Raw genomic sequence first — 17,900 nt, forward strand, 5'->3', positions numbered from 1 at the left:
TTACATAAGTATAAAGCACTACAGGGGATCGTGGAGGTTTTACAAACAAGATGCAGAAATCCGGGGATAAGATGCAGATACAGGGCTGTGACCTGCAAAAGGAAAAACACCTGGGAATGCCAGGTGCTGTTAATGGATTTCAAGCCGTTCTCTTAATGCTTTCACATAGTTTCTGCTGACTCCAAGGACTTCTTTTGTGCCTGTAAGCTCAAGCTGGTAAGCGCCATTGAACCAGGGGGTAAGCTTTGCCGCATACTCCAGGTTAACGAGATAACTTTTATGAATTCTGAAAAAACGGAAAGGAGCAAGCTTTGCTTCCAGGTCTTTGAGCAGTGTCTTCGTATAGTAGCTTTCGTTTTTTGTTACCACTTTTGTCGCTTTTTCATCACGGTATATGTACAGAATGTCTTTTGGATCCAGATAAAAAATCTCGCCCTCTGTTTCAATCGCAAGCTTAGCAGGAAGAGCTGAACCGATATCTGAACCGGCGGGCTGAACAAGCCTTTGGATTCTCTGCACGGTCCGCTTCAGCTGTTCTTCATCATATGGTTTCAGCAAGTAATCAATCGCTTCATATCTAAAAGCTTCGGCAGCAAATTGAGGATAGGCCGTGGCGAAAATGATCAGCGGAGGCTTTTTTAGTTCCATCAGTGACTTGGCTGCTTCCATTCCGTTCATCTTCGGCATTTCTACATCTAAAAAAACGGCGTGCGGCTGATGTTTAAGAGCTTTCATGACTGCGCCTTCACCGTTATCCGCCTCGTCTGCAATTTCTATACACGTGTACTCACTGAGAAGATGCCTAAGTTCCTCCCTGCTGTACCTTTCATCATCTGCAAGTATGATTTTAATTTTATCCACGTTTGTTTTCCTCCGAATCAGGGATGAAAAATTGAATTTCTGTTCCTGCACCGGGAGAGCTCTTTACATTTAGGGCAGAGCCTTGTCCAAAGACCATCGACAGCCTGCGGTTTACATTGTAAAGGCCAAGTCCGGTTCCGCTTTCAGAATGCACGGCTTCTTTTCCAAGCTTTCCTAAGCGATTTGACGCTATCCCGTTGCCATTGTCTATCACACTGACGTGGGTTCCATCCTGCTCCCTTTGAACAGACAGCTTAATCAGGCAATCCTTTTCTTTCTCTTTAATGCCGTGTTTCACTGCATTTTCTACGATCGGCTGCAGGCTCAATGGAGGAAGCATTACCATAAGGGCTGCTTCGTCTATCTCATAAAGAACAGTCAGTTTATCAACGAACCGCGTTTCTTCAATCGCAAGATAAGCCTTAATATGCTCAAGCTCCTGTTCGAGCGTGGTCATCGTTACGGTCGTCGCATTAAGGTTTGACCGCAGAAAGTGAGAAAGGGAGATGAGAAGCTTCCTTGCTTTAGAAGGGTCAATCCGAATAAGAGAAACAATGGTGTTAAGGGAATTGAACAAAAAATGAGGACTGATCTGTGCCTGCAAAGCCTTAATTTCTGCTTCTTTGGCAAACTGATATGCCTTCTCCGCTTCAGCCAGCTCCAGCTGGTTTCCGAGCAGGCTGCTCAGACCCGATATCAGTTCCATGTTCACGTCGGTAATTTCTTTTTTTGACTGAAAATAAAATTTAAGGGTGCCGATTGTTTCTCCTCTTTGTTTCAGCGGGGCAATAACAGCAGCGCCGAGAGGACAATCTTTATGAATGCAGTGAATGGCTCTTTCTTCCGCCACAACGAGTTTTCCTTGTTGGATGACGTCTTTCGTCATTTGAGTCTGGATGGGACTGTTTGCTGTGTGATGATCATTTCCGAGCCCTGTGTGAGCAAGGATTTCAGTTTTGTTGGTCATGGCGACAGCACTAGTCTTAATTTCTCTATGCAGGATTTCACATACTTCGCGGGCAGATGTGGTATTCATGCCGCTTCGCAGGTGAGAAAGAGTCTGGTTAGCAATCCTGAGAGTTTTTTGAGCCTGCAGAGCCCCTGCTTTTTCTTCTTCGTTCACGACATTTTTAATGATCAGGAGAAAGAGCGCAGATCCAAGGCCATTCGCCAGAATCATAGGGAGGCCAATCATCTCGACAAGTGCAAGCGCTTTGTCAAATGGCTTTGAGACAGCGAGAATGACGAGCATTTGAACGGTTTCAGCAAGAACTCCGATTATAAAAGCGGACGACAGCTTTACATGAGTATTTTTCCGGTAAAAGGCACCTGCAATCAGTCCTGCTAAAATAGCAGCAAGGCCGCATGAAAGGGAGGTGAATCCCCCGAGAGTAAAGCGGTGAACTCCCGCAATTAATCCCGCGCCAATCCCAACTTTATATCCTCCAAGAAGACCGGCAAGGACAATTCCAATGACCCTCGAATTGGCAATAGCCTCATCCGCAGCGAGTCCCGATGCAAAACGGCCGAATTCCATCGTTTCCGTACTCAGCGAAAGACCCGAATAGGTTCCTGTAATGCCAAAGAAGCCAAAAAACAAAATGGCCTTATACTGCTGGCTCCGGTCAAGCCTGTCCTGATACATCATGCTCCTGAAGAATCGGAATCTCGTTAGTATAAAGGCAATCGTTACAATAATGCCCAGGCGTTCGAGCATGGTGATGAGAAGTTCAAACATATGCCCGCCCCTTTACAATTGATTATATCGTTTATTGTAATCGAAGGCGGGTGAATAAGAAAATAGGATTGGAAAAAGCAGCTTTTTTAGGGCTGCTTTAGGTTTTGCTATTTAAAACCCATCCTCAGCCGCAAACGGAATGTTCAGTCTGTTTTCGACTGCTCTCAGGCGCTGGTTTAAACGGTTTAGTCTTCTTGTGTGGCGTTCGACAACTTGGTTCAGCCGTGTGACTTCCTGGTTTGTCTGGTTGAGTTCGCGGCGGAGGTTGCGGATTTCCTGATTTTGACGGTTTATTTCTCTGGACTGCTGCTCGTTTTGTCTTTCAAGCTGGTTAATCCTTCTTTCGAGTGACTGAAATTGAAACGGCTGGCGGTCTGGGTCCAATTGATCCTGCTGAAACTGATCCTGCTGGTATTGAGGCTGATAGGGATTGTATTGATAGTTCATGTAATAGTCGGTTTGCTGAGGCACATAGCCTTGATAAATATGGTATGGGTTCATAGGTTGAAGTCTCCTTTTTATTAGTGAATCCTTCATTAGCCTATGCGGTTCTGCCCATGGTGACAGGGCGGCTGCCCAATTGCGCGCAAAAAAGCCATGGGCTTTAGGCTTCAAGCTCATGGCGTACTTCTGAATATGAATCGTAATGGGACTGAATAATCTCTTCATCTGAGTGAGGGATTTCCATTCCTTTGACGATTTGGGCTCCGTTGATGCAGCCGCTGGTGAGAAGGATGATATCATCCGGTGCTCCAGCTGCAAGTGAAGCCATAACCCCTTCTTTGCGGGTAAGCGCTGCTTTGATATTCGGGGACTTTGGTTCGGTAAATCCCTTCATCACCTGATCAATGATGATTTGCGGATCGTGGTGTCCAGGGTGGTCCACGGTGACGATCACTTCATCCGCGTGCCCTTCTATGGCAGCAGCCATTTTCGGCATTTTATTAAAATCCCTGATGCCGATTCCGGCAATCATGACGATCAGACGGTTGTACTTCATTTTTTTGACCTCTTCCACTAGACGTGTCAGTGCAACAGGTGTATGGGCGTAGTCCAGGATGATTTTCTTGTTGTCAGGGCCTGTGATGACTTGAAAACGGCCTTCTGGACTTTCCAGCATTGGAAGGACCTGAAGGATATTCGTTATTTTGTATCCGAAAAGAAGGGCAGTTCCAACGGCAGAAAGAGCATTGGCGATATTATAGGTACCAAAAACCGGAACGGAAGCATGGTGGCGCTGGCCCTTGTAAATCAGTGTGAACGAACTGCCGACATCTGAAAACGAAATGTCCTCTGCGCACAAATCGGCTCCGCTTCCCGGTACGAGACTGTATGTAATCTTCTGTCCCGAAAATGTTTCTGCAAGTTCTGCGCCCATTTCCATGTCGTCAATGTTGATGACGGCTGTTTTAGATTGTTCAAAAAGAGCAAGCTTGCACTTTTTATAGTGTTCCATCGTTTTATGGTACTCCAGGTGCTCTTCAGAAAAATTGGTTAGAATGGCTGTATCAAACTCCATGCCGTGAACCCTTTTCTGGTCCGTTGCTATGGAGGATACCTCCATCACCGCCGCTTTGTCTCCGAGCTCGAGGAGGTCATGGAAAATTTGGTGAAGATCGGTTGATTCAGGTGTAGTAGGCGTGCTTTTTTTATAAGATAGCTTATGGGTTGAAGCCCAAATGCCTGTTGTTCCTACCGAACCGGCAGGAAGACCCAGCAGTGTCAGGAGGGAGCGTACGTATGCCGCAACGGTTGTTTTTCCGTTTGTGCCGGTTACTCCGACGGTTTTCAGCTTTTCATCTGAGCAGCCATAAAACATTTTTGCAAACTGTGCCATTGTTTCACGGACATTGTCTGCAAGAAGAAAGGTATGCTCAGGGTAATGTTTGCTCAGTGATTCAAGCTTTTCATGGCTGGTTCCGACTACAGCAGAAGCACCGCGCGAAATGGCCTCGTCGATGTACTGGTGCCCGTCATGCTCGCCGCCGACAATACTGAAGAAAAGTCCACCGGGTTTGACTTGTTTAGAGTGAAAGGACAGGCTTGTGATTTCCTGTGAGGCTTGTCCGAAAATCTGTTTAAACGCCACGTTTTCCAGATCATTAAACTGTATGTTCATGTAGGTTCCTCATTTATGAATCCAGATTTGTATTCGTTTTTTTATTTTCCAATACAAGCGCTCTTCCTATACTTAAAATTTCAGACTGTCAGTATCCTTTTTTGTAATCGACAAAATTTACAGATGGGACGCGATCTGACAGGTAGGTTTTCAAGTTTGGAATCAGGATGTTCTCTGTAAGGCGCTCGTTGTAAAACTCCGTTGATCCGGAGGTATGGGGGGTGATAATGACATTCTCAAACTCCCACAATGGACTTTTTACCCCAAGCGGCTCGTGTTCAAACACATCAAGGCCTGCTCCTGCAATTTCATTTTCCGCAAGAGCCTGTATAAGCGCTGCTTCTTCAACCACTTCACCGCGGCCAATATTGATGAAGTAAGCAGAAGACTTCATCTGTTTAAATTGTTCATATGTAAAAAGGCGTTCTGTGTCTGACGTCAGCGGCACGGTCACAGCTACATAATCACATCTTGGCAGAATGGTGCTGAGGTCACCCTGGGTATACATTTCATCCACAAAATCTGCGGGTTTGCCTGAATGCCTCACGCCAAGAACAGTCATTCCGAAAGCTTTTGCGATTTTGGCTGTTTCCTGCCCGATTGCGCCAACACCAATCACACCAAGCGTTTTGCCGTGAATTTCAAGCTTCATGTTCTCATGGTGCCATTTTTTCTCGCTTTGATTGCGGACATAGGCATGAATTTTCCTTGTTAATCCGAGCATAAGAGCAAAAATGGTTTCGGAAATGGGGTTTGCATGAACGCCGTTTGCACTTGTAAGAAGCACTTCTTTCTTTGCCAAAGCTTGAAGCGGCATGCTGTTTACCCCGGCACTCCATGACTGCACCCAGCGCAATTTGGATGATTCATGGAGGCATGTCTCCTCCATCCCCTTTTTCCAGCCGGCAATAATCTCAGCGTCAGCCAGATGGCTCCTCCAAACAGACTCATCCCGCCCGGCGATTACCTCCCAGCCTGAAGCAAGCTCCCTGATCTCAGTAAGATGTTTCTCCTGCAAATCTTGTGCGATAATCATTTTTCTTTTAGACACCGTCATTCCTCCCTTTATCAATAGGTTTATCTTAACAGAATTTTTTGTTTTTTATTTCTTGTTTTTCTCGTTAGGAATGTGAAAAACTGGGTAAATAAACCTGTAGATATATGCTGCTTAGTGGTATCGAACTATATTTCAAGGGGTGGACTTGCTTGCTATGAAAATTCTTCAAGAACGGTTTTACCCGAGTGCCAGAAGGGTTTTGGCGCTTGCAGGGGAAAAGGAAGATGCCCCGGAGTACCTTGTCGGCTATGATGTAGATGGGAATCAGGTGTTTCATGTGCCAAGTCCTGAAGGCTACTCATTTCTTTATTTATGTTCTCATACGATGGCAGAAGCCGCTGTTGTCTGCGGATATAAGGAGGCAGATGCTGACGGATGCTGGCCGGACTATTATTTTGCAGTGGATCATGAAAGCGGAAAGCTCAACCGGATCTGCAAGGCGAGATAATGATGAACCCCGCTTTTTCAAGTGAGGGTTTTTTTATGGAAAAAATAGTTTAATTATTGGAAAATAAGTGTAAATACTTACTAGTTCACATGGTAAAATTGGAATCTATGAAAACTGGGAGGATTGACATGAAAAGAATGACAGGGTGGCTGGTCGTTGCAGGGATGGCACTATTGCTTGCAGCGTGCGGGGGGAAAACCGCAGAAGAAGCGTCTTCTGATATGGAAAAAGCATATAAAGACGTGAAAACGATGGAGATTAAGTTTAAAGAAAAAGCAGCCTCACCTGATGACTACGATCTGAAAGGAACCAGGCAGCTGGATCTTGAAAAGGGCCTTTCCTATTCGGAATATGACGACGGGGAGCGAATCACTAAAATCTCATCGGGCAAAGATGGAGTCACCTTTGATGATGGCACGAAAAAAGAGGTGCTCGAAGGAAGACTCAGCGATTATATGCTCTATGTCGAGCAGTATGAGTTTGACCTGCACAAAAATCCGCTTGCCTTCTATGAAAAATACGATCCCGATTTTTCGGAAAAATTGAAGCTTAAAGAAACAGACAGTGAATACATCCTTACATATGAAGGCTCATCAGAAGAAGCGAAGAAACTGATGAGTGATTTGACGAAAGATTACTATACCGGAATTCAAAAAGAAGCAGGCATATCAGAAGTGGACATCTCATCCATAAAAGGAAAAGGGTTTGAGCTCGAGGTGACGGTTGATAAAGAAACATCTCGTGTGAAAGAAATGAAAAGAAACCACGCATTTTCTCTTGAAGTAAACGGGAAAACGCAGGAGCAGAGTGTGAACAAAACACACGCGTATGCTTATAACACGATTGACAGCATCCGAGCGGTCACGGCTGAGGCCAAACCAGAGGCAACACCTGAACAGGAAGCATCAGCTCAGGAAGCAGCCGAATATGTCGATGCACTGATCCAGGCAACGGTTTATCAGAATACGGATGAGTTTATGAAACGTCACCCTGAGGCACCTGATCAGGAAGCTGTTAGAAAAAGAGGAGACTTCCAGAAGTCTGCTTTTGTAGAAATCTATAAATCCAATACGGCGAATAACTTTCAGGGCTTGCCTGCTGCCGTTTCGGAGGACCAAATCAATCTCTACACAGAAGGATTCCTGGCGGCAATCAAGCAAACCAAATATAAAGTGAATGGTGCAGTCTATAATCCTGGCTCCGACTCATATACGGTTGATCTTGAAATCCAGGGCTTCAGTGAAAACCGTCTTCTCGCAGAAGCTGTGCAGCCGGTCATGCAAAAGCAGCAGAACGGCGAGCTGACAAACGAAGAATTTGTGGATGAGCTGATAACAGCATCAGCGAATCGCTTCAAAGGACCGGTTCCGCTTGAGCCGCCTGTAAAGGCATCTGTTAACGTCATCAAAAACGGAGAGGGCCATTATGAGGTGCTTTTGCAGGATGAATACCTTCTTTCTTTTGTTCAGTAATCTTACTATAATAGGGGATAGCTGAAAGAGAGGTCGGAAAATCACATGTACCTGACGATAAAAGAAACCGCAGAGCATCTGTCCATGCCTGAAAACTACATCGAAGCGCTGATTCTTCAGAAAAAAATCAGAGCCGTGCATGACGGTGAGCAGTACCTGATCAATAAAGACCAGTTCACCACCCATCTCGAGCAGATGGAAACATACAAAGAACAGCTTGACGAGTGGCTCAGCAAGCCAATCCCTGAAGACATCGACATCAAGGATGAAGACTAGGAAATGCATACTGTGCATTTCTTTTTTTGTGTAAGTGCGTGAGTTTAGCAGCAGAAGCTGGGAAGCGTGTTTGGTAGAAAGTGTTGTAAACGAGAGTTAGCAGCAGAAACTGGTAAGCGTGAGCGGTTGAAAGTGTTGTAAAAGTGAGTTAACAGCAGAAACTTTGAAGCGTGTGGGGCAGAAAGTGTTGTAAACGAGAGTTAGCAGCAGAAACTGTGAAGCGTGAGCGTCTGAAAGTGTTGTAAAAGTGAGTTAACAGCAGAAACTTTGAAGCGTGTGGGGCAGAAAGTGCTCTAAAAATCGCCTCCAAAGTTTTTTTTATTTTCCGCACATAATCCATTGACACATTCCGAAGAATAGAGTATAAATAAATTAACAATTAACAACTTGTTAATTATAAAAACCGAAGGAGTTTGTATAAATGTCCAATGATGAAGCTCTTAAGAAGTACGATATAAAAAAATACAGAACTCCTGATGGGTATACGTCCGATATTTGTGTGTTTACGATTGTGTCTGAGTTTGACGGGGAGTATAAACCGCCGCTGATGGATCTGAAGCTTATGCTGATTCAGCGTGCTGCACTGGATGCAGAGGGGAATCCGAACATTGAGGCGAGCAAGTGGGCGCTTCCAGGAGGGTTTGTTCAGGAGGATGAGTCAGCGTTTGAAGCAGCCAAGCGGGAGCTTGAAGAAGAAACGAGTGTTTCCGGGGTGCATGTGAAGCATTTCGGAGTGTATGATCAGCCCGGGCGCGATCCGCGCGGATGGATCATCTCAAATGCCCATTATGCGATTGTGCCTGAGCATTCTCTTTCATTGAGAAAGGCGCAGGATGATGCGGCCGAGGTTGAGCTGTTTTCTGTAAAAGAAGTGCTGAAGCTCGATCTGGCATTTGATCACCGCAAGATTATTGAGGATGCAATCAATGTCATTACAAATGATCTTTTGCAGACGACTGTGGCGAAGAATTTTCTTCCTGAATTTTTTACTTATTCTGAGCTGCAGGCAGTACTTAAAACGGTCACGTATGATCCGGCGATCGTAAGCGAGCAGTCCTTTTCGCGGAAAATCAAAACACTGCCATTTATTAAAGAGGCAGAGGGGAAGACTTCGAGAACTTCAAAAAAGCCTACTCAGCTTTATACGTTTATTGAAATGGATGTTGTGAAACCGATTTATACAGCGCGTTATTAGATTTGATAATTAACAATTCATTAAGTGTTAAATACTATAGGGGAGTGGACATTGATGAAAAGAGCGTTAATTAACATTGACTATACGGTGGATTTTGTAGCGGATGACGGAGCTTTAACTTGCGGGAAGCCGGGCCAGGCAATAGAAGAGGAGATTGTAAACGTAACGAAAGACTTTCTTGCAGCGGGTGACTTGGTTGTTTTCGCAATTGATATGCACGAGCAAAATGATCCTTTTCATCCTGAGACAGCTTTGTTTCCCCCTCACAATCTAAAAGGAACAGACGGCCGCAAGCTTTTTGGGAAGCTTGAAGAGGTTTATGAACAGAATAAAGAGCAAAGTCATGTACAATGGATGGATAAAACAAGATACAGCGCGTTTGCAGGAACGGATCTTGAGCTAAAGCTTCGCGCAAGAGGTATAACAGAGGTTCATCTGGTCGGGGTTTGTACAGATATTTGTGTGCTGCATACAGCTGTAGATGCTTTTAATAAGGGATTCGGCATAACGGTTTATGAAAAAGCAACGGCAAGTTTTAATCAGGATGGGCATGCTTGGGCGCTTTCTCATTTTAAACATAGCATGAATGCGAAGGTTGAATAGATAGATGGAGGTTCCAATGATGAAATACACAGATGACAGCTTGATGCTTCATACAGATCTTTACCAGATTAATATGGCAGAAACCTACTGGGAAGACAATATGCATAACCGCAGGGCGGTGTTTGAGGTTTTTTTCAGAAAGCTGCCTTTCAGCAACGGCTATGGGGTTTTTGCAGGTCTTGAGCGGATTGTTGAATACCTGCAGAATTTCTCTTTTACAGAGAGTGATATAGAGTATCTTCGTGATGAGCTTGGTTATAGAGAAGACTATTTGGAGTATCTAAAAGGAGTGCGTTTCACGGGTAATGTAAGGTCGATGGTTGAAGGAGAGCTTGTTTTTGCGAATGAACCGATTCTCCGGATTGAGGCACCGCTTGCTGAAGCGCAGCTTGTTGAAACAGCGCTGCTGAACATTGTGAATTACCAAACATTGATTGCAACAAAAGCTTCACGTATTAAGCATGTGGTCGGGGAGCAGAGCGCAATGGAATTCGGAACGCGCCGGGCGCATGAGATGGACGCAGCTATCTGGGGAACGCGTGCTGCCTACATTGGCGGATTTGATGCAACATCAAATGTCCGCGCAGGGAAAATGTTCGGCATTCCGGTTGCAGGGACGCACGCTCACGCTCTGGTTCAGGCCTACCGCGATGAGTATACTGCTTTTCATAAATATGCGCGCCGCCATAAGGATTGCGTGTTCCTAGTTGATACTTACGATACGCTGAAATCAGGCGTGCCGAATGCGATTAAGGTTGCAAAGGAGCTCGGCGATAAGATTAATTTCAAAGGCATCCGCTTAGACAGCGGCGATCTTGCGTACCTCTCAAAAAAAGCAAGAAAGATGCTGGATGAGGCGGGATTCACTGAAACGAAGATCATTGCTTCAAACGATCTTGATGAAAATACAATCATCAACCTGAAGTCACAGGGTGCAAGAATTGATTCCTGGGGTATCGGCACGAAGCTGATTACCGCTTACGATCAGGCTGCTCTAGGTGCTGTGTACAAACTTGTTTCAATTGAAGATGAGAATGGCAAGATGCAGGATACGATAAAAATCAGCGGAAATCCGGAGAAAGTGACGACACCCGGCATTAAGAAGGTCTACCGGATCATCAACACCCTGAACCATAAATCAGAAGGGGACTATATTGCTCTTGAGGATGAAAATCCTGGAGAAGAAAAGCGCCTGAAAATGTTCCATCCGGTTCACACGTTTGTCAGCAAGTTTGTGACAAATTTTGAAGCAAAGGACCTTCACCAGGATATCTTTGCAGATGGAAAGCTTGTGTATGAGCTGCCTGAACTTCAGGACATCCAGCAATATGCGGCAAGCAACATGGAAGTTCTCTGGGATGAGTATAAGCGGACGATGCACCCGGAGGAGTATCCGGTTGACTTGAGCGAAGCGTGCTGGGAGAACAAAATGAGAAACATAGAAGAAGTAAAAACAAAGGTTAAAGAAATGATTGAAGAGGGAAACAACTAAACAGAAGCTTGATGGGAGAGAAGCAAAATGGGGAAGATCGGAATTTACGGATCATCATTTGATCCGGTTACAAATGTTCATTTGTGGACAGCAAGTACAGTAGCACACCGCTGCAGGCTGGATAAGGTCATTTTTCTGCCGTGTTCAGGTAAAAGGAAAGACAAAGCAATGAAAACGTCCGATCTTCACCGCTGGAATATGCTTCAGCTTGCACTTGAAGGAAATGATAAGTTTCTCGCCGATGATTATGAGATTAATCAGGAGGCTTGGAATGTATACACCTACTATACACTTGAGCACTTTAAAAAGAAGTACCCGAATGATGAAATTTATTTTATCATGGGGGCCGACCTGCTTGTGGATATTGCGGACGGCAAGTGGAAGTACGATCAGGAGCTGGTCGCAGGCAATAAATTCATCATCATGGCAAGGGAAGGCATTGATATGCTGCGGACCATTTCCCGGTCGCCTCTTCTCAGAAACCATGATGACGGGTCCACTTTTCATCTGATTGACAAGGGGCTTGCAATGGAAATCAGTTCTACATACATCAGAGATGAGTTTTCAAAAGGCGGAGAGCCGCGCTATCTGCTGCCTGATGCCTGTTACGAATACATCAAAAAACATTCTTTATATCAATAGGAGGCAATGAAGATGAGCATGCAGGAGAAAATTAGAAATGACTTGAATGTAAAACCTGAAATTGATCCGAAGGCAGAAATCAGAGAACGCATCGACTTTTTAAAAGCCTATGTGAAAAAAGCACATGCTAAAGGATTCGTCCTTGGCATAAGCGGCGGTCAGGATTCTACGCTTGCAGGGCGTCTTGCGCAGCTTGCAGTGGAAGAATTGAGAGAAGAAGGCATGCAAGAGGCAAAATTCATTGCGGTCAGACTGCCTCATGGTGTGCAGCACGATGAAGATGATGCACAGTTTGCCCTTGAGTTCATTAAGCCGGACCAATCCGTCACATTTGACATTAAATCAACAGTTGAATCTTTTGAGAGTCAATACGCTCAGGCAGCTGATGACAAGCTGAGCGACTTTAACAAAGGGAATGTGAAAGCAAGAACACGCATGATCACACAGTACGCAATCGCCGGACAGGAAGGATTGCTTGTCATTGGAACAGATCATGCAGCCGAAGCGGTAACAGGCTTCTTTACAAAATACGGAGATGGCGGTGCCGATCTGCTTCCGCTTTCCGGACTGTCCAAACGTCAGGGCAGAAGTCTGCTTAAGGAGCTTGGTGCGGATGAAAGACTGTATCTGAAGGTGCCGACAGCCGATCTGCTTGATAATAAACCGCAGCAGGCAGACGAGACTGAGCTTGGCATTACCTACGATGAGCTGGATGATTATCTGGAAGGAAAGCCGGTTTCAGAAGAAGTTGCTTCTAAAGTAGAGAAGCGCTATGTGATGACCGAACACAAGCGTCAGCTGCCGGCGAGCAAGTTTGATGGATGGTGGAAATAAGAAGCAGACATTAAGAAAGCAGCCGGAGGGTATCCGGCTGCTTTTTAGGTTGTTATCGAAATTATAAAGAATAAAAGGCTATGCATAACATAACAAAGTTATCCTCGGCAAGCGTAAGCGCCTAGATCCTCTGTCAGAACAAATCCGTCAAAAAAGTCAACCCCGGACTTTTCCGACGGATTCTTATCTGCCTATCGGATCTGACCAAGGCACTTCCGCTTTTGTTCTTCGGCAGGGCATACTGGAATCCCCGCGCTAAATACAGCTATTTCATTATTTTTTCACCCGGTGGCTGACGGCCTGTAAAATGAACTGTTTTTCCTTCGCGCTGAGCATTCTCCAGCTCCCTGCCTTGATCTTCATATCTCACGTTCCTCCCTTCGAATAATTATGTATTTGGGCAATCGTTTATTTTCTTTGTTAGTACGTTTATACCGCATTCCGAAATATGTAAAACCACACAATGTTCATCAAAGTTCGGGGCGCTGATGGGGAAATGGGCAGAATCACAGGTGCATTCGACTTCACCTGTCATGAAGCGACAGGTTTTAACATGGACCGCTGACGAAAGATGAAGAAATGTTTTGAATAAAAATAGGAAAAAGACCTGATTTCAGCTCGTGAAATCAGGTCTTTTCAGGTTTATTATAATTTAAACGAACTCTTAAGCGATACGATTCTGTTGAAGACCGCTTTTTCAGGAGTCGAGTTTTTAGGGTCAACGTTAAAGTATCCGTGTCTGAAAAACTGGAACTTGTCGTGTGCCTTTACTTCTTTCATGTTTGGCTCGACAAAGCCTTGCGCCACTTCCAGGGAGTTTTCATTGACGAAATCGAGGAATGTTTTTTCCTCTGCTTCTTCTTCGCTTTTTTCAGCTTCAAGGTCTGCATCGCGGATTAGCGGCTCGTACAGGCGGAATTCTGCTGGAACGGCCTGCGATGCTTCCACCCAGTGGATGGTGCCTTTTACTTTACGGCCTGTAAAGCCGGTGCCGCTCTTAGTTTCCGGATCATATGTGCAGCGGAGCTCAATGACCTGGCCGTTTTCATCTTTGATGACTTCTTCACATTTGATGAAGTAAGCATGCTTCAGACGAACTTCGTTGCCAGGGAAAAGACGGAAATATTTTTTCGGAGGATCTTCCATGAAATCATCCTGTTCGATGTAGATTTCACGTCCGAATGGAATTTGGCGCGAGCCCATTTCAGGTACTTCCGGATTGATTTCTGCATCGAGCATTTCCGTTTGTCCTTCAGGATAGTTGGTAATCACGACTTTAAGTGGCTTGAGCACGCCCATTGTACGTGGTGCTTTCAGCTTCAGATCCTCGCGCACATAGTACTCGAGCATCGCCTCGTCAACCGCGCCGTACCCTTTTGATACGCCTGTTTCTCTTACAAAATTGCGGATGGCATCAGCCGTGTAGCCTTTTCTTCTTAAACCGGATACAGTCGGCATGCGCGGGTCATCCCAGCCGTCTACAAAACCTTCATCCACAAGCTGTTTCAGTTTGCGCTTGCTCATGACCGTGTTTGTGATATTCAGGCGTCCAAACTCGATTTGCTGCGGTTTCGTTTCCATTTCACATTCTTCAACAACCCAGTTATAGAGAGGGCGATGGTCTTCAAACTCGGTTGTGCAGATGGAATGAGTAACGCCTTCAATCGCATCTTCCAGAGGATGGGCAAAGTCATACATCGGATAGATGCACCAAGCATCACCTGTGTTATGGTGAACAGCGTGTGAAACGCGGTAGATGACCGGGTCGCGCATGTTCATGTTCGGCGACGTCATGTCAATTTTAGCGCGGAGCACTTTAGTTCCTGTTTCGAATTCGCCATTTCGCATCTTCTCAAACAGGTCGAGGTTTTCTTCCACAGAACGGCTGCGGTACGGGCTGTCTTTTCCCGGCTCAGTAAGGGTGCCCCGGTATTCGCGGATTTCATCAGGCGTAAGGTCATCCACATAAGCTTTTCCTTTTTTAATTAGCAGAACCGCACGATTGTACATTTCCTCGAAGTAGTTGGATGCGAAACGAAGCTCGTCCCATTCATACCCCAGCCACTTTACATCCTCTTTAATGGAATCAACGTATTCCTGATCTTCTTTGAGAGGGTTCGTGTCATCAAAACGGAGATTTGTTCTGCCGCCGAAATCATCGGCAAGTTCAAAATTGATGAGGATCGATTTTGCATGTCCGATATGAAGATAGCCGTTTGGCTCGGGAGGGAAGCGTGTGATGACAGTCGAATGCTTGCCGCTTTCCAGATCTTCTTTCATGATCGTTTTAATAAAATTTGACGAGTTATTTTCCAAAATGTATCGTCCTTTCTTCTATGTAACCTTCATTATATCCATAAATCATCAGTTCATTTTACAATTATAAGTTTCCCGCGGCATTTATTCAAATGAATTCAGCTGTTTCTTGGCTTGCGGGGCTTTTTTGTATAAAATAAACCTTTAAAGGAAGGAATAAACTGTACGGAGTTTTCTATATATTCTAATAGTAGGAAAGGTGAATCGGGTTTCTAGTCATATTCACCTATATGCAAAAATAGTTTAATAGATAGTTGTACGAATCATCCCCATATTTTAACATAACTAGTAAGATGCTTCTAAAACAGGAAGAAGGACGTGGAAAGAACTTGTTGGATACGATCGAGGACTTCTTTGAAGACTTGGAGAGGAAAAGAAAACAGGCTGAGTACAACCGGGATGCAGATGAACTTGAAGCGTATCTTGCTGCCATCAAAAATGCCATGGGCACGTTTGATGACGGGGTGTTTCATTTTGAAACGAGCCATCAGCAGTATGCAGATGAATGGACAGGGCAGGCAAAGCTTGCCTATGAAAGCATCCATGCGGAAATCCGTTCTGTTGCTTTTCAAATAGATGATGTCAAAGATGAGCTGTACCAGGAACTGAGAGGGGAAATTGCAAGACTCAGACATCTTGCAGATACTTTCGCATAAAGAAAGATCCGCATTCACGGGATAAAGGAGAGGTAGCTATTCATGGAAATAAAAATCAGACCGGAAGAACTTGAAACATTCGCAAGCCGAATTGACAGGTCCCGCTCTTATACCGGTGATGCATTGGATCTTTTAAGCTGGGAATCAGCAAGGCTGCGCTTCACATCTGTCGCCAGAGTGAGCACAGCTCTCGATCTTCAGGAAGAAATCAGGCACTTGGTCAATCGTTTTCATACATTAACCGAAGATGCCAAGAAACATATTGAAAATACTGCGTCGGGCATGAGGGAAGCAGATGAGGCCGCAAAAGCATCTGCTTCTTCGGGCTGGGGCGGTTTTTTCTCGGGGCTGTGGGACGGAGCAAGCAACGGCCTCACAGATGCATGGGACGGGCTTGTGTCCCTGTTTGAATGGGAAACGTACGAAGCGATGTGGGAGGCGATTATCCATCCCCTTGAAACCCTTGAAACGATGTGGAACACGCTGACTGAAGCGTGGGAGACAAAAGTGATCAATGGAGATGTGTACAGCCGGACGGAATTTTTTACATATGGGATTGTCTCCATTGGGCTTGGTCTTCTTGGAGGAAAAGGAATTGACAAGCTCGGCAAAGCTGCCAAGCTTACTAAAGTGCCTGACGAGGCGCCGTCTGCCCCCAAAGTTACAACTGTCACTCACGGCATGGACACAAGTTTTGATTTTGCGAAGCTTCCGCAGGGAAAAGGGTTTGCTGCAGAGATTGGCGGGGTGCTGGATGAGGCTGGACTGACGAAGGATGAGTTTTTAGACCTACAGTCATCCTACTATAAAGATCTTACGCCTGAAGAACTGGACAGCATGCATCGTGTGCGGGAGGCGGTTCCGCCTGTCACAAGCACGACTGTCCTGCAAAAAGTCATTGACGGGGACAAGCTTGCTTTATATTTATCCGGTGATATAACAGATGTCGGCGGATGTATTGCCAAAATGGAAGATGTCAGCGATATAGTTTCATCTGACGATATGTACCATTCTCTTAGAATGGACTATCCGAATACTCCGTTTGCGCCGGACAAAGAATATGCCGTTATCCGATTTACAACGGATCAAAGCGACCGGCTCAAGATACCTTATGCGGAGGAAATGAACAGTCCTCATGCAGCCAAACCGAACGAATACATCAGCTATCCGCAGACAGGCCATGGATTTACAGCTGCCGAGAACGGGAAAATAGTGCCTGAATACGAAACCATTTACGGCAATAATGCTCGTCCAAGCGCCGCAGAAATTTATATTGTAAGGGACGGCACAGAAGAACTTGTCGGCATGTACGATAAATATGATCAGCGATTTTATAGCATAGAGGAGTTAACCAGCGATGATTAAAAAAGGAGAATACGGGATTTACAAAGGCGAGGAATACTCGATTATTCCCGAAGGAAGCGGAAAAGTGACTCTTCGGACGCGTGATAAAGCTTCTGCTCAGAACGGATTTCAGGCAGCGGGGCTAAAAAAGAACGTATTCATTAAGCAAATTGACCAGTCAGAGCTTGAAAATGCGTATGAATACAAGCTGTCTGCCAACTACCGCGGCCAGGAATTTGCGATTGAAGGTGTAAACGAAGAGAACGGAACGATTATCCTCAAGTCGATGGACCCTGAGTCTGTCGACAAACTCGGCTTTTCTTCGTTAGGCAAATATGAATACATCAAAAAAGTAAGCGTGGATGACGTCCAGATTCAAGAAAAGAAAAGTCCGATTCTGGGATTCGGCGAAAAATGAGCACACCATTCAACACCTTAGAAAAAGCATTGATTGATGCCATGAGCAGCAATGAGAAAGTCGCCGGTTTTTACGACGTTTTAAAAGACAGCAGCGTTTGGCTTGTCCAAAAGCAGGGCCTCCAAAAGAACAGTCCATTTTCCCTGGATCACGTCCACATCATGGAGAAGAAACAAAAAAAACTTCTTCCGGTCTTCTCATCGGAATTCCCCATCCGGAAAATGTTTCAGAAAAACACGGCTGTTCAGGTTCCGTTCAGAGAGCTTCTGCAGATGCTTGATGATCAGACGGGAATCATCCTGAACCCTGATACTCCCCTCTCAAAGCTTCTCATTCCGCAGGAACTCGGAATGATGAAGAGAGGGCAAAACTATTTTAAATAGCATTCAGCCAAAAGAGAGAGGAATCTCTCTTTTTGTTTTTATAAGA

18 protein-coding genes are annotated in these 17,900 nt (G+C 45.2%); 12 read left to right on the forward strand and 6 right to left on the reverse strand.

The features are described 5' to 3' along the window. Nucleotides 1-129: 129 nt before the first annotated feature. The 5 genes from ACK1LH_RS02290 to ACK1LH_RS02310 form a co-directional block, all read right to left on the reverse strand. A complete protein-coding gene (locus ACK1LH_RS02290) occupies nucleotides 130-861 on the reverse strand; it encodes a LytR/AlgR family response regulator transcription factor (protein ID WP_029566391.1) in 732 nt (243 codons plus the stop codon). Next, a complete protein-coding gene (locus tag ACK1LH_RS02295) occupies nucleotides 854-2,599 on the reverse strand; it encodes a LytS/YhcK type 5TM receptor domain-containing protein (RefSeq protein ID WP_411334370.1) in 1,746 nt (581 codons plus the stop codon). The genes ACK1LH_RS02290 and ACK1LH_RS02295 overlap by 8 nt, the downstream gene beginning before the upstream one ends. A gap of 111 nt (nucleotides 2,600-2,710) precedes the next feature. Next, nucleotides 2,711-3,100, reverse strand: a complete 390-nt coding sequence (locus ACK1LH_RS02300) for a hypothetical protein (RefSeq protein ID WP_411334371.1) — start codon at nucleotides 3,098-3,100, stop codon at nucleotides 2,711-2,713. Nucleotides 3,101-3,203: 103 nt separating this feature from the next. Continuing rightward, entirely contained in the window at nucleotides 3,204-4,718 is a 1,515-nt protein-coding gene (locus ACK1LH_RS02305; protein WP_411334372.1) for a UDP-N-acetylmuramoyl-L-alanyl-D-glutamate--2,6-diaminopimelate ligase, read from the reverse strand. Between the two features lie 88 nt (nucleotides 4,719-4,806). Continuing rightward, nucleotides 4,807-5,769: a D-2-hydroxyacid dehydrogenase gene (locus ACK1LH_RS02310; RefSeq protein ID WP_203289480.1), complete on the reverse strand. Its 963-nt coding sequence runs from the start codon at nucleotides 5,767-5,769 to the stop codon at nucleotides 4,807-4,809. 160 nt (nucleotides 5,770-5,929) lie between these two features. On the opposite strand from ACK1LH_RS02310, the gene ACK1LH_RS02315 reads away from it, so the two are divergent. From ACK1LH_RS02315 to nadE, 8 genes are all read left to right on the forward strand, one after another. Then, nucleotides 5,930-6,223 carry a hypothetical protein gene (locus tag ACK1LH_RS02315; protein WP_139015485.1) on the forward strand — a complete coding sequence of 98 codons (294 nt, stop codon included), beginning with the start codon at nucleotides 5,930-5,932 and terminating at the stop codon, nucleotides 6,221-6,223. A 128-nt stretch (nucleotides 6,224-6,351) separates the two neighbouring features. Next, the gene (locus ACK1LH_RS02320) at nucleotides 6,352-7,695 is read left to right on the forward strand and encodes a DUF6612 family protein (RefSeq protein WP_203289481.1); all 1,344 of its coding nucleotides are present in this window, start codon (nucleotides 6,352-6,354) and stop codon (nucleotides 7,693-7,695) included. Between the two features lie 45 nt (nucleotides 7,696-7,740). Further along, complete coding sequence (locus tag ACK1LH_RS02325) at nucleotides 7,741-7,971, forward strand: excisionase family DNA-binding protein (protein WP_029285714.1); 231 nt, start codon at nucleotides 7,741-7,743, stop codon at nucleotides 7,969-7,971. Between the two features lie 421 nt (nucleotides 7,972-8,392). After that, a complete protein-coding gene (locus ACK1LH_RS02330; RefSeq protein ID WP_029566387.1) occupies nucleotides 8,393-9,166 on the forward strand; it encodes an NUDIX hydrolase in 774 nt (257 codons plus the stop codon). 54 nt (nucleotides 9,167-9,220) lie between these two features. Then, a complete protein-coding gene (locus ACK1LH_RS02335; protein WP_411334373.1) occupies nucleotides 9,221-9,769 on the forward strand; it encodes a cysteine hydrolase family protein in 549 nt (182 codons plus the stop codon). A 16-nt stretch (nucleotides 9,770-9,785) separates the two neighbouring features. Next, nucleotides 9,786-11,261 (forward strand): nicotinate phosphoribosyltransferase, encoded by a 1,476-nt coding sequence (locus ACK1LH_RS02340; protein ID WP_029285717.1) that lies wholly within the window; start codon nucleotides 9,786-9,788, stop codon nucleotides 11,259-11,261. 27 nt (nucleotides 11,262-11,288) lie between these two features. Then, nucleotides 11,289-11,903 carry a nicotinate (nicotinamide) nucleotide adenylyltransferase gene (gene nadD / locus ACK1LH_RS02345; protein WP_411334374.1) on the forward strand — a complete coding sequence of 205 codons (615 nt, stop codon included), beginning with the start codon at nucleotides 11,289-11,291 and terminating at the stop codon, nucleotides 11,901-11,903. A 12-nt stretch (nucleotides 11,904-11,915) separates the two neighbouring features. Continuing rightward, complete coding sequence (gene nadE / locus ACK1LH_RS02350; protein ID WP_411334375.1) at nucleotides 11,916-12,737, forward strand: ammonia-dependent NAD(+) synthetase; 822 nt, start codon at nucleotides 11,916-11,918, stop codon at nucleotides 12,735-12,737. A 645-nt stretch (nucleotides 12,738-13,382) separates the two neighbouring features. On the opposite strand, the gene ACK1LH_RS02355 is transcribed toward nadE, so the two are convergent. Then, complete coding sequence (locus ACK1LH_RS02355; protein ID WP_029285722.1) at nucleotides 13,383-15,053, reverse strand: glutamine--tRNA ligase/YqeY domain fusion protein; 1,671 nt, start codon at nucleotides 15,051-15,053, stop codon at nucleotides 13,383-13,385. A 332-nt stretch (nucleotides 15,054-15,385) separates the two neighbouring features. Between ACK1LH_RS02355 and ACK1LH_RS02360 the strand changes: the two genes are divergently transcribed. The 4 genes from ACK1LH_RS02360 to ACK1LH_RS02375 are packed head-to-tail and all read left to right on the forward strand — an operon-like array spanning nucleotide 15,386 to nucleotide 17,854. Beyond that, nucleotides 15,386-15,709, forward strand: coding sequence for a hypothetical protein (locus tag ACK1LH_RS02360; RefSeq protein ID WP_029285724.1), 324 nt, complete (start codon nucleotides 15,386-15,388; stop codon nucleotides 15,707-15,709). 42 nt (nucleotides 15,710-15,751) lie between these two features. Further along, on the forward strand, nucleotides 15,752-17,074 hold the full coding sequence (locus ACK1LH_RS02365) for a hypothetical protein (RefSeq protein ID WP_411334376.1): 1,323 nt from the start codon (nucleotides 15,752-15,754) through the stop codon (nucleotides 17,072-17,074). Continuing rightward, nucleotides 17,067-17,471: a hypothetical protein gene (locus ACK1LH_RS02370; protein WP_029285728.1), complete on the forward strand. Its 405-nt coding sequence runs from the start codon at nucleotides 17,067-17,069 to the stop codon at nucleotides 17,469-17,471. Before ACK1LH_RS02365 ends, ACK1LH_RS02370 begins: the two co-directional genes overlap by 8 nt. Further along, nucleotides 17,468-17,854 carry an SseB family protein gene (locus ACK1LH_RS02375; protein WP_029285730.1) on the forward strand — a complete coding sequence of 129 codons (387 nt, stop codon included), beginning with the start codon at nucleotides 17,468-17,470 and terminating at the stop codon, nucleotides 17,852-17,854. Before ACK1LH_RS02370 ends, ACK1LH_RS02375 begins: the two co-directional genes overlap by 4 nt. Nucleotides 17,855-17,900: the final 46 nt, after the last annotated feature.

Source organism: Metabacillus indicus, from assembly GCF_046603695.1.
GTDB classification, from domain to species: domain Bacteria; phylum Bacillota; class Bacilli; order Bacillales; family Bacillaceae; genus Bacillus_P; species Bacillus_P indicus.